Raw genomic sequence first — 11,989 nt, forward strand, 5'->3', positions numbered from 1 at the left:
CGTGGCGTCGGACGAGCGACCCACGGATGACGGCGCGGGCTGAGCGGGGTGACGTGGTGGTGACAGCCGACTGGCAGGCGGGCGGCGCCGGTGCCGCCGGGCCGGTGCTGGCGCTGGCGGCCATCGCGGGGCGGCAGAGCCTGCGCGAGGAGGTGGCGCACGCGCTGCGCGCCGCGATCGTGGCGGGCCAGATCAGGCCCGGCACCATCTACTCGGCGCCCACGCTGGCGACGCAGTTCGGGGTCTCGCCGACCCCCGTGCGCGAGGCGATCCTCGATCTGGCCAAGGAGGGCCTGATCACGATCGTCAAGAACAAGGGCTTCCGGATCAGGTCCCTGTCGGAGCGGGAACTCGACGAGATCACCCAGATCCGGGAGCTGCTGGAGATCCCGGTGGTGGCCGACCAGGTGGGCCGGCTCTCGGCGGAGCAGCTGCGCGAGCTGCGGGTGCTCGCGCAGGCCATCGTCAAGGCGGCGAGCCGGGGCGACGTGGTGGCGTACATCGAGGCGGACAGCGAGTTCCACCTGACCCTGCTGCGCGCGGGCGGCAACCTGCGGCTGGTGGAGACGGTCGCCGACCTGCGTAACCGCACCCGCCTGTACGGGCTCGACGCGCTCGTCAGGGACGGCCGGCTGGTCGACTCGGCGGACGAGCACGTCCAGCTCATGGACCTGTTCGCGGCGGGGGACCGGGACGGGGTCGTGAACCTGATGCGCGGTCACCTGCGGCACGTGCGCGGCATCTGGGCCGACCGGCCCGAGCGCTAGCCGGGGGCGCCGCGCGCCGGTCCTGCGCGCGTCCAGCCGGCATGCCGGCCACGGTCGCGGGTGCGGTCGTCGGTGCCGGCAAGAGGAGCACCGTTCGGATCTGGTGGACGTCCTGACGACCATGCTACGGTGCCATGTAACATTTTACTGGAGGTGGCGTGGAACAGATTCCGTGGCGGGGCGTCCTGGCGGCCGCCGCCCTGCCGTTCGACCCCCGTGACCTGAGCGTCGACCTCGACGCGTACGCGGCGCACGTCCGGTGGCTCGCCGACAACGGCTGCCGCGGGGTCGTCCCGAACGGCTCGCTGGGGGAGTACCAGGTGCTCAGCGCCGAGGAGCGCGAGGCCGTCGTGCGCACCGCGGTGCAGGCGGCCCCCGCCGGCTTCTCGGTGGTGCCCGGCGTGTCGGCGTACGGCGCGGACGAGGCGCGGCGCTGGGCGGAGCAGGCGGCCGAGGCGGGCTGCCAGGCCGTGATGCTGCTGCCACCCACCGCGTACCGCGCCGACGAGGCGGCCGTGCTGGCCCACTACCGCGAGGTGGCCAGGGCCGGCCTGCCGATCGTGGCCTACAACAACCCGTTCGACACCCGCGTCGACCTCACCCCGGCCCTGCTGCGCCGGCTCTTCGAGGAGGGGCTCGTGGTCGCGGTCAAGGAGTTCAGCGGCGACGTGCGCCGCGCGTACGAGATCGCCGAGCTCGCGCCCGGCCTCGACCTGCTGGCCGGCGCCGACGACGTGGCCCTTGAACTGCTGATGGCCGGGGCGGTCGGCTGGATCGGCGGCTACCAGAACGCCATCCCGGACAGCTGCGCCCGCCTCTACGCGGCCGCCGTCGCCGGGGACCCGACGACCGCCGTGCCGCTGTACCGGACGCTGCACCCGCTGCTGCGCTGGGACTCCCGCTCGGAGTTCGTCCAGGCGATCAAGCTCTCCATGGACGTGGCCGGCCGGCCGGGTGGCCCCACCCGTCAGCCGCGCCAGCCCCTGCCCCCGGCCGTCGCCGCCGAGATCCGCAGGACCACCGAGCGGCTGCTCGCGGCGGGTCACCGCTGATGCGCACCAACCGCGTCATCCACGTGGTCGACTCGCACACGGAGGGGATGCCCACCCGGGTGGTGACCGGCGGGGTCCCGGTGATCCCCGGCGCCACCATGGCGCAGCGCCGCGAACACCTGATGACCCACCTCGACCACCTGCGCACCTTCCTGATGTACGAGCCCCGGGGCCACTCGGCCATGTCGGGGGCGATCCTGCAACCGCCGACCCGGCCCGACGCCGACTTCGGCGTGATCTACATCGAGGTGTCCGGCTGCCTGCCGATGTGCGGGCACGGCACCATCGGCGTGGCGACCGTGCTCGTCGAGACCGGGATGGTCGAGGTCACCGAGCCGGTGACCACCGTACGCCTGGACACCCCCGCCGGACTGGTGGTGGCGTCGGTCGCGGTGGCCGACGGCCGCGCCACCGCCGTCACGATCCGCAACGTGCCGTCCTTCGTCGTCGCGTTGGACGCCGTGGTCGACGTCCCCGGCCTGGGCCGGGTCCGCTACGACCTGGCCTACGGCGGGAACTTCTACGCGGTGGTGGACCTCGCCGAGCTGGGGCTGAGGTTGGACCGGGCCCACAAGCAGCGGCTGCTGGAGGCCGGACTGGCCATCATGGCGGCGGTCGACGCCACCGACCGGCCGGTGCATCCCGAGCAGCCGGAGATCGCCGGCTGCCACCACGTCTACCTGGCCGGCGAGGGCTCGGACGCCCGCCACTCCCGGCACGCCATGGTGATCCACCCGGGCTGGTTCGACCGGTCACCCTGCGGTACGGGCACGTCGGCGCGGATGGCGCAGCTGCACGCCCGGGGCCTGCTGCCGCTCGACCGCGACTTCGTCAACGAGTCCCTGCTCGGCACCCGGTTCGTCGGACGGCTGGTCGACACGACCACCGTCGCGGGCCGCCCGGCGGTGGTGCCGACCGTCACCGGGCGGGCCTGGCTGACCGGCACCGCCCAGTACTTCCTCGACCCCGACGACCCCTTCCCGGCAGGATTCCTGTGGTGACCGAAATGATCCGGAGCCGTTCCCCGCAGTGCCCCGGCGACGTGGTCGCCGAGCGCGCCGCGGTGTCCCCCGACGAGGTGCGCGCACTGGCCGCGCGCTCGCGTACCGCCCAGGCCGGCTGGTGCCGGGAAGGGCCCGCCGGCCGCGCCTCGGCCCTGCGCGCGGCGGCGGACCGGCTGCGCGAGCGGGCCGACGCCCTCGCCGACCTCATCGTCCGCGAGGTCGGCAAGCCGGCGGGGGAGGCCCGCGCCGAGGTGGACCGCGGGGCGGCCATCCTGGACTACTACGCGCAGGCCTGCTACGCCGCGACCGGTGACGTGCTGGCGCCCTCGCTGCCGGCGCACCAGCCCGGCCTGCTCTTCACCGAACGCCGCCCGCGCGGCGTCGCCGGGCTGGTCACGCCGTGGAACTTCCCGCTGGCCATCCCGCTGTGGAAGGCGGCGCCGGCGCTCGCCACCGGCAACGCCGTGCTGCTCAAGCCCTCCCCGGAAGCGCTCGCCTGCGGCGAGGCCGTGGCCGGGCTCTTCGAGGGGCTGCTGCCGAGCGGGCTGCTGCACGTCGTGCCGGGCGGACCGGCGACGGGCCAGGCGGTCGTCGAGGCGAGCGACGTCGTCTCGTTCACCGGGTCCGCGGCGGTCGGCGCGCAGGTCGCGGTCGCGGCCGCCCGCGCCGGGCTGCCGGTCCAGGCGGAGATGGGCGGCCAGAACGCGGCCGTCGTGCTGCCCGACGCGGACCTCGGGCAGACCGCCGCGCTGCTGGCCAACGCCGCGATGGGGTACGCCGGGCAGAAGTGCACCGCGACCCGGCGGATCGTCGTGGTGGGCGACGCCCGGGAGTTCACCGAGGCGCTGGTGGCCGCCGTGACGTCGCTGCGGTTCGGCGATCCGGCCGAGGCGAGCGTGGTCGCCGGCCCGGTGATCGACGCGGCGGCGCGCGAGCGGGTCCTCGACGCCGCCGGGGCCGCGCGGGCCAGCGGGGCGCGGCTGCTCACCGGCGGCACGGGCGGTCCGACCGCCGCCGACGACGGCTACTACGTCGCGCCGGTGCTGATCGACGGGCTCGACCCCGCACACCCCGTGGCCCGGGAGGAGACCTTCGGCCCGCTGGCGGCGATCCTGTCCGTGCCGGACCTGGCCGGCGCCGTCGACCTGGTCAACGACGTGCGGTACGGGCTCGTCACCTCGGTGCACGGCCACGACGTCGGCGCGCTGCTCGACGCCGCCCGGCGGATCGACACCGGCCTGATCCGGGTCAACGCGCCGACGACCGGGGTGGACTTCCACGCCCCGTTCGGCGGCGAGAAGGCCTCCAGCTACGGCCCGCGCGAACAGGGCACCGCCGCCCTGCACTTCTACACCTCGGTCCGCACCGTCACCTTCGCGGCGCCGCCGCGACCCCACTGACCCACGCCACCGACCCCTCCACGTCAAGGAGCCGCTGTGACCCGCGACCTGCGTACCGGCAGCCACGACCTGCCCGTCAGCCCCGCGCTCGAGGAGTTCATGCTGTCCGGCTGGGCGGACACCGAGCAGTACGACCTGCCGGTCGACGAGGTCGCCGGCTGGGCCGTGCGGCGGCGCGCGCGACTGCACGAGCTGTTCGCCGGCCAGCGCCTGGTGGTCCCGGCCGGCGGCTACCAGCAGCGCTCCAACGACCAGAACCACCGCTTCCGGCCCCACTCGGCGTACACGTGGCTGACCGGCGACCAGTCCTCCGACGGCGTCCTGGTGGTCGAACCCGACGGGGACGCCACGCTGTTCCTGCGTCCCCGCTCGGGACGCAAGGACGGCGAGTTCTTCCGGGACCGGGTCTACGGTGAGCTGTGGGCCGGCCGGCGTCCCACCCTCGGCGAGAGCAGCCGCCGGCTGGCCCTGCCGACCCGCCACGTCGCCGAGCTGGCGCCGGCGTTGGCCGGGGCGCACACGCCGACGCGGGTGCTGCGCGGCGTCGACGCAGGTGTCGACGCGCTGCTCGGCGGCGGGGCCACCGCCGGCGATGCCGAGTTCGCCGCCGTGCTGGCCGAGCTGCGCCTGGTGAAGGATCCCTGGGAGATCGCCCAGCTGGAGCAGGCGGTGGCCACCACGACCCGCGGCTTCGAGGACGTGGTGCGGGCGCTGCCGATGGCGATGCGGACGTCCGAGCGGTACCTGGAGGGGGTGTTCTGGCAGCGTGCCCGGCTGGAGGGCAACGACGTCGGCTACCAGTCCATCGTGGCCGCCGGCGCGCACGCGGCGACCCTGCACTGGAACGACAACGACGGGCCGGTCCGTGACGGCGACCTGCTGCTGCTCGACGCCGGGGCGGAGACCCGGTCGCTGTACACCGCCGACATCACCCGGGTGCTGCCGGTCTCCGGCCGGTTCAGCCCGTTGCAGCGCGACCTGTACGAGCTGTGCCGGCGGGCCAACGACGCCGCGCTGGAGTGCCTGCGGCCGGGGGCGCACTTCCGGGCCTTCCACGAGGCCGCGATGACCGTGCTGGTGCACGGGCTGGCGGATCTCGGGGTGCTGCCCTGCACGCCGGAGCAGTCGTTGGCGCAGGACTGCGGCCTGCACCGCCGGTGGACCCTCTGCGGCTCGGGCCACATGCTCGGCCTGGACGTGCACGACTGCGCCGCCGCCCGCTCCGAGACCTACCTGGACGGCCGCCTCGCGGCCGGTCACGTGCTGACCGTGGAGCCGGGACTCTACTTCCAGCCGGACGACGAACTGATCCCCGCCGAGCTGCGCGGGCTGGGCATGCGCATCGAGGAGGACGTGCTGATCACCGACGACGGCTACCGCATGCTCTCCGCCGACCTGCCCCGCCACGCGGACGACGTCGAGGCGTGGATGCACCGCGTCGCCTCATGACCGCCGCCAGCCCGGACGTCGTCGTCATCGGGGCGGGCATGGTCGGCGTCGCCTGCGCCTACTACGCCGCCCGCGCCGGACTTGCCGTGACCGTGGTCGACCGGGGCGGGGTGGCCGCCGGCACCACCGGCGCCGGCGAGGGCAACATCCTCGTCTCCGACAAGCCGCCCGGGCCGGAGCTGGCGCTGGCCCGGCACTCCGTCGCCCTGTGGCGTGAACTCGGAGAGAGTCTCGGCGGGGAACACATCGAGCTGGAACACAAGGGCGGGCTGGTGGTGGCCGCCTCGCCGGCCGAACACGCCGCGTTGCGGGCGTTCGCCGCGAGCCAGCGCGCCGTCGGGGTCGAGGCGTACGAGGTGGCCGCCGAGGCGCTGCCCGAGTTCGAGCCGCACCTGGCCCGGGACCTCGCCGGCGGCGTGCACTATCCGCAGGACATGCAGGTGCAGCCGATGCTGGCCGCCGCCCACCTGCTGCGTGCCGCCGGGGTGCGGCTGCTGACCGGGACCCGGGTCGTCGGGGTGCGCCGCGACGCCACCGGAGCGGTCCGGGCCGTGGTGACCGACCGGGGCACGCTGCACACCGCGACGGTGGTCAACGCCGCCGGCGTCGGGGCCGGCGAGGTCGCCGCCCTGGCCGGGGTCGAGCTGCCGGTCCTGCCCCGGCGCGGCTTCATCCTCGTCACCGAGGCGCTGCCGCCGCTGGTGCGGCACAAGGTGTACGCGGCCGGCTACGTCGCCAACGTCGGCCGCAGCTCCGGCGACCTGGAGGTCTCGCCCGTGGTGGAGGGCACCAGGGCAGGCACGATCCTGATCGGCTCCACCCGGGAACGGGCGGGATTCGACCCGACGATCCCGCTGCCGGCCCTGCGCCGGCTGGCGGCGGGAGCGGTCCGGCTCTTCCCGGTCCTCGGCCGGGTGTCGGCGATCCGCGCCTACCGGGGGTTCCGGCCCTACAGCCCCGACCACCTGCCCATGATCGGCGCCGATCCCCGGGTGCCGGGCCTCTACCACGCCGCCGGCCACGAGGGCGCCGGGATCGGTCTCGCCCCGGCCACCGGGCACGCCGTCGCGGCACTGCTGACCGGGCGCCGCCCGGACGTGGACCTACGACCATTCGCCCCGGAGCGCCATGACGTTCACCTTTGACGGCCGCCCCGTCCCCACCGACGGGCGGCGCACGGTCGCCGCCGCACTGCTCGCCGCCGGCATCCGCTCGTGGCGGCGTACCCGGGTCGGCGACCGGCCCCGGGGGATCTTCTGCGGGATCGGGATCTGCTTCGACTGCCTGGTACGCGTCAACGGGACGCCGTCCCAGCGCGCCTGCCTGGTCGTCGCCCGTCCAGGGGACGTGGTCGAGACCCACGACGACGACGGGCCGCGGCCGTGACCGCGTACGACGTGGTGGTGATCGGCGCCGGGCCGGCCGGGCTGGCCGCGGCGGCCTCGGCGGCGCGGGCCGGCTGCCGGGTGGCGCTGCTGGACGCCGGGTCACGCCCGGGCGGGCAGTTCTGGCGGCACCGCGCCGACACCGACAGCGGCGAGCACCCCGACCGGTCGACGTTCGCCCGGCTGCGCGGGCAGCTCGGCCGGGTCGCGCACCGGGCCGACGCCGCCGTCTGGTTCGTGGAGTCCCCGGCGGGCTGCGCCGACCCGCGGTTCGCCGTGCACACCCGTGCGGGGGTGGTGCGCGGGCGCCGGCTGGTCGTCGCCACCGGCGCCCACGACCGGGTCGTGCCGTTCCCGGGCTGGGACCTGCCCGGGGTGGTCACCGCCGGCGGCGCCCAGGCCATGCTCAAGGGCCAGGGGGTGACGTTCGCGCGGCGGATCGTGGTGGCGGGGACGGGACCGTTCCTGCTGCCGGTCGCGACCGGCCTGGCCGCGGCGGGCGGCACCGTCGTCGGCGTCTACGAGGCGAACGACCCGGCGGGGTACGCCCGCCACCCGCGCGCGGTCGCCGGCGCGGCGGGCAAGCTCACCGAGGCCGGCCGGTACGGCTGGCGGATGCTGCGGCACGCCGTGCCCTACCACCGCCGGACGGCGGTGGTGGCCGCGCACGGCACCGACCACGTGACCGAGGTGACCGTCGCCCGGCTCGGTCCCGACGGCACCGTGCTGCCCGGCACCGGCACCCGGGTGGAGTGCGACGGCCTCGCGGTGGGCTTCGGGTTCACCCCGCAGCTGGAGCTGGCCGTGGCCCTGGGCTGTGCGACCCGGCTGGACCGCGACGGCAGCCTGGTGCTGGCCGTCGACGCGGCCCAGGCGACCTCGGTGCCGGGGGTGTACGCGGCCGGTGAGGTCACCGGCGTCGGCGGTGCCGGCCTGGCGCTGGTGGAGGGGCAGCTCGCCGGGGGCGCCGCCGCGCTCTCCCTCGGCCGTCCGCCGCCCTTCCCGGCCCGCCGGCTCGACCGGCTGCTGCGGGCCCGACGCCGGCTGCGCCGGTTCGCGGCGACGCTGCACGCGGTCCACCCCGTGCCGGCCGGCTGGCCGGACTGGTGCGCCGACGACACGCTCGTCTGCCGGTGCGAGGAGGTGCCCGTCGCGGCGGTCCGGCAGGCGGTGCGGGAGCTGTCCGCCACCGACGCCCGGGGCGCGAAGCTGCTGACCAGGGCCGGCATGGGCTGGTGCCAGGGTCGGGTCTGCGGCTACGCCACCGCCTGCCTGGTGGCCCGGGAGGCGGGCCGGGCGCCGGGCGCGGCCGACCTGGCCGGGTACGCGTCCCGTCCGCTGGCGCAGCCGGTCACGCTCGGCGAACTCGCCGCCGACGACTGAGCGTTGCGGGCCCGGGCCGCCGCCGATCCGCAAGGCCACGCGGGCGCGCCGCCCGCCAGCCGGTGGTGGCCGCCCGCGCGAGCGCTGGCGGCCACCACTGCCGGACGTGGTGCGGGTCGTCAGTACTCCGACTTCACGGTGACCCCGCTGAACGCCTGCCTGGCGTGCAGGCTCACGTAGTGGTAGCCGGGGGCCGGGTTGTCGATCGTGATCGTCTCGCCGTTGCCACTGGTGACCGACCGGTGGGTGTACGAAGTGGTGGTGGCCCAGCCGCTGGGGCTGTAGTACAGGTCCGCGTCGCCGGTGCCACCGGACGAGGTGATCGTCAGGCGGGCGGTGCCGGCGGGCACCTGGAGGTAGAGGTAGGAGAGGTTCCCGGTGGTGGCCTGGAGGTTGCTGCGCTGGCAGTTGCGGCCCAGCGTCCGCACGTCGCCGCCGGTGCACTCGTTCGCGGGCGGGTTGGTGGTGCCGCCGCAGTTGCCGGCCGCGCAGGCGCCCAGCCACGCGTACCAGTCGGTGTCGTAGCGGCTGCCGATGGTGCCGGTCAGCAGCGTACGGGCGGCGTTCCAGTTGCCCGCACGGTAGTGCCCGAGCAGCGTGGTGACGTCACCGCGGTGTGACTGGAGCATGTAGCGCACCGCCAGGTAGCCCCAGCGGTAGACGCGGTTGGTGTCGTGGTTGTACGTCGTGTCGAAGAGCGTACGCAGGGAGTAGGTCTTCTTCCCGGCCTCGGTGATGGCGGCGCCGTAGGTCAGTTCCCGGTACGAGTACGACACGTACTCGGCGAAGCCCTCGATCCACCAGATGGTGGGGGTGGCGATGTTGGCGGTGAAGTCGCCGTACAGGTTGAAGCGACCGTCGAGGTAGTGGGTGTACTCGTGGTTGAGGTTCCAGATCTCGAAGGTGGGTCGCAGCCACTCGGCCTCGTACGCGATGAAGCGCGCCTGGTTGCCGGCGGCCGCCGGGTCGCCTTCGAGGTACATGCCGCCGTTGTTCGTGTCGATGCCGAACATCGGCCCGCCGTACGTCTGGTAGTCGGCGCTGGAGTCGAAGACCACGACCTCGATGGTCGTGTTGCGGTCGTTGGCGACCGGGCCCGTGTCCGCCGCGACGGAGTGGAAGTAGGCGTCCTGGTTGCGCATGCTCGCGCACGCCCAGTCGAGCTGGGCCGAGGTCATCTGCTGGGCGCGGACGCGGATGGTGCTGCCGCAGGTGAAGGTGATCGGCAGGACCTCGGCCGCGAGCCGCCGCTGGAGGTCGCAGGTGCCGTAGTAGGCGCACTCGGCCTTGTCGTAGTGGTCGGTCATCTCGGCGACGCCGACCCAGAGGGCGGCGGTGGGGCCGGTGATCGCGCTCAGGTCGAGCAGGCCCCGGACCAGGGGCCGCGTCTTCGACCGCAGGGCGGTGTGCTGGAGGAAGCGGCCCAGTTCGCGGCCGGCGTTGGAGACGAGGTAGCCCCGGTCGGTGCCGAGCAAGGACCGCCTGCCGGAGGCGAAGGCGTACAGGGTGTCCAGCACGCTCGGGTCGGCGCTGACCGTGCTGACGAACTCGGGCACCTGGTGGCCCCGGAACAGCACCGTGTAGACGTTGTTGACGGCGTTGAGCATCCACCACGACGAGTCGTACGAGCTGTCGTAGCCGGTCAGCAGCCGCTTCACCACGTACAGGTAGCGGGCGTTCTCCTCCGCGCTGTCGATGAGGGTGACCGCCTCGGCCAGCACCTCGCCGTTGGCGTCGCTGACGTTGCCGGAGCGGCCGTTGGCGAAGAACGTGTCCAGCCCGGCGCGGATGGCGGTGCGCAGACCGGGGCCGTACGCGCCCACCGTGGCGGGGTGGTTCCACTGCACGTAGTAGCCGGCCCGCAGGTACAGCACGAGCTGGGCGGTGCCCGTGCGGTTGGTGCCGTCGTAGGTGGCGGCGTCGTCCCGCAGCCCGTACGCCACGCTGGTCATCTGCGCCTCGCGGAAGGCCTGGGCGGCGTCGCTGCCGGCGAGGCTGAACAGGGTGTTCACGCAGTCTGTCGTGGACGCCCTGATCTGCTGCACCAGCGCGCTGCCGGTCCGGCTGGTGAAGTCGCCGACCGCGCACGGCGCGGCGGCCGAGGCGCGCATGGACGGGGCGACGCGGCTTCGGGCGTCGTCGGGCCGGTCGTAGTCGCGGCGCAGCTCCTCCCGGGACGAGGGGAGCGGGGCCCGCTCGCTGACCGGCAGCGGCGACCGCCGCACGTGGGCGTCGGCGGAGCCGGAGCCGGTGCCGGCGTCGGTCGGGGCGGCGCCGGTCGGCCTGGGCGGCGACGCCGCGTTCGCGGTGCCGGCGGAGGCCATCGGGGCCAGCCCCAGGGCCAGTGCGAGTGCGAGCGGGGCGGCGAGCCAGCCGCGCCGGTGTCGTGGTCTCGAAGTTCTCACGGGTCGCCTCCTGGCGTTCGTGGTCCGGCCGGGTGGCCGGCGGGTGGTGGTGGTGTGAGGTGGCTGCGCGCTGACGTCCGTCGATCAAGCGGGGACCGCGCTGCGGGTGGCCAGTACAATGGCACACATCACACATCGTGTAAAGAATCGCTGACGGTCGATATGAGTGACGCTTCGGCGACGGTCCGTGGCCGTTGACACCCGCTCGGCCGGTCGCCTAGGGTCTGCGGGCGACCCACAACTACATAGACGCCGTTCGAACCCGCGCGGGAGAGATCCCGACCGTCCGTCGGGGCGCCGAAGGAGCAAACTCCCAAGAAACTCTCAGGCCCCGTTACCGCTCGGGTGAGGCGAACTCTGGAAAGCAGACGATCCTTCGTCTCACCCACGGTGCAAGCCGCCAACCGGCGGTGAAGCTCTCAGGTCGATGACAGAGCGGGAGGCAACCGACCGTACGACGCGACCGCGTCGGGACGAGGGAGGCCTCCGTGCAGCACAGTCCGACCACCCTGCTCCGCTCACCCCTGCACGCCGTGCGCGCCGAACTCGGCGCCCGGTCAACCGGCTGGTCCGCGCCGCTGCGCCACGGCAGCGAGACCGCCGGGCACCGCGCGGTACGCGAACGCGCCAGCCTCTTCGCTGGAGGTCGGGTCGGGTCGGTCGCGTGACCGACATGGACGTTCCCGCGCGTCTGCGCTACAGCAGGAACCACGAGTGGATCGACGACACGACCGAACCGGCCGCCATGGGCATCACCGCGTTCGCCGCCGCCGCCCTCGGCGACGTCATCTACGCCGAGCTGCCCGAGCCGGGCACCCACCTGAGCGCGGGCGAGGTCTGCGGCGAGGTGGAGTCCACCAAGTCGGTGGCCGAGCTGTACCTGCCGGTGAGCGGCGAGATCGTCGCCACCAACGGGGCGCTCGTCGCCGACCCGGGCCTGATCGGCACCGATCCGTACGGGGCGGGCTGGCTCATGCGGGTGCGCCTGACCGACGCGCCGGCGCTTCCCACCGCCCGGGCCGTCGGGTCCAGCTTGCTGACGGCCGACGAGTACCGCGCCTACCTGGCCGACGCGGCGGCTGCGGGCCCGACGGCCCACCCGTAAACCATCCGCCGGGGCGCGTGCGTGCGCCGCACCCCGGCG

At 74.5% G+C, this 11,989-nt stretch carries 11 protein-coding genes and 2 riboswitches; of the genes, 10 read left to right on the top strand and 1 reads right to left on the bottom strand.

Going from position 1 to position 11,989, the window contains the following annotated elements:
* Positions 1–26: 26 nt before the first annotated feature.
* The 8 genes from CLT72_RS05225 to CLT72_RS05260 all read left to right on the top strand — a co-directional run bounded on the left by CLT72_RS05225 (position 27) and on the right by CLT72_RS05260 (position 8,440).
* Positions 27–767 (top strand): GntR family transcriptional regulator, encoded by a 741-nt coding sequence (locus CLT72_RS05225; protein WP_101409766.1) that lies wholly within the window; start codon positions 27–29, stop codon positions 765–767.
* A 158-nt stretch (positions 768–925) separates the two neighbouring features.
* The gene (locus tag CLT72_RS05230) at positions 926–1,819 is read left to right on the top strand and encodes a dihydrodipicolinate synthase family protein (protein ID WP_101409767.1); all 894 of its coding nucleotides are present in this window, start codon (positions 926–928) and stop codon (positions 1,817–1,819) included.
* Entirely contained in the window at positions 1,819–2,820 is a 1,002-nt protein-coding gene (locus tag CLT72_RS05235) for a proline racemase family protein (RefSeq protein ID WP_101409768.1), read from the top strand. The genes CLT72_RS05230 and CLT72_RS05235 overlap by 1 nt, the downstream gene beginning before the upstream one ends.
* A gap of 5 nt (positions 2,821–2,825) precedes the next feature.
* Positions 2,826–4,223: an aldehyde dehydrogenase family protein gene (locus tag CLT72_RS05240; protein ID WP_101414949.1), complete on the top strand. Its 1,398-nt coding sequence runs from the start codon at positions 2,826–2,828 to the stop codon at positions 4,221–4,223.
* A 99-nt stretch (positions 4,224–4,322) separates the two neighbouring features.
* On the top strand, positions 4,323–5,672 hold the full coding sequence (locus tag CLT72_RS05245) for an aminopeptidase P family protein (RefSeq protein WP_101414951.1): 1,350 nt from the start codon (positions 4,323–4,325) through the stop codon (positions 5,670–5,672).
* Positions 5,669–6,817, top strand: a complete 1,149-nt coding sequence (locus CLT72_RS05250) for an NAD(P)/FAD-dependent oxidoreductase (RefSeq protein ID WP_101409769.1) — start codon at positions 5,669–5,671, stop codon at positions 6,815–6,817. Before CLT72_RS05245 ends, CLT72_RS05250 begins: the two co-directional genes overlap by 4 nt.
* Entirely contained in the window at positions 6,801–7,058 is a 258-nt protein-coding gene (locus CLT72_RS05255) for a (2Fe-2S)-binding protein (protein ID WP_101409770.1), read from the top strand. Before CLT72_RS05250 ends, CLT72_RS05255 begins: the two co-directional genes overlap by 17 nt.
* Complete coding sequence (locus tag CLT72_RS05260; RefSeq protein ID WP_199184487.1) at positions 7,055–8,440, top strand: FAD/NAD(P)-dependent oxidoreductase; 1,386 nt, start codon at positions 7,055–7,057, stop codon at positions 8,438–8,440. Before CLT72_RS05255 ends, CLT72_RS05260 begins: the two co-directional genes overlap by 4 nt.
* A 119-nt stretch (positions 8,441–8,559) precedes the next feature.
* Here the strand turns inward: CLT72_RS05260 and CLT72_RS05265 are convergent, their stop codons facing one another.
* The gene (locus tag CLT72_RS05265; RefSeq protein WP_358169001.1) at positions 8,560–10,845 is read right to left on the bottom strand and encodes a M9 family metallopeptidase; all 2,286 of its coding nucleotides are present in this window, start codon (positions 10,843–10,845) and stop codon (positions 8,560–8,562) included.
* Positions 10,846–11,102: 257 nt separating this feature from the next.
* Positions 11,103–11,195: riboswitch (glycine riboswitch) on the top strand.
* 5 nt (positions 11,196–11,200) lie between these two features.
* Positions 11,201–11,281, top strand: a riboswitch (glycine riboswitch).
* A 52-nt stretch (positions 11,282–11,333) separates the two neighbouring features.
* Here CLT72_RS05265 and CLT72_RS05275 point away from each other — a divergent pair.
* On the top strand, positions 11,334–11,513 hold the full coding sequence (locus CLT72_RS05275; RefSeq protein WP_199184488.1) for a hypothetical protein: 180 nt from the start codon (positions 11,334–11,336) through the stop codon (positions 11,511–11,513).
* Positions 11,514–11,518: 5 nt separating this feature from the next.
* Positions 11,519–11,950 (top strand): glycine cleavage system protein GcvH, encoded by a 432-nt coding sequence (gene gcvH, locus CLT72_RS05280; protein ID WP_101414952.1) that lies wholly within the window; start codon positions 11,519–11,521, stop codon positions 11,948–11,950.
* The last annotated feature ends 39 nt before the right edge of the window (positions 11,951–11,989 follow it).

This window comes from Micromonospora sp. CNZ309 (assembly GCF_002846525.1).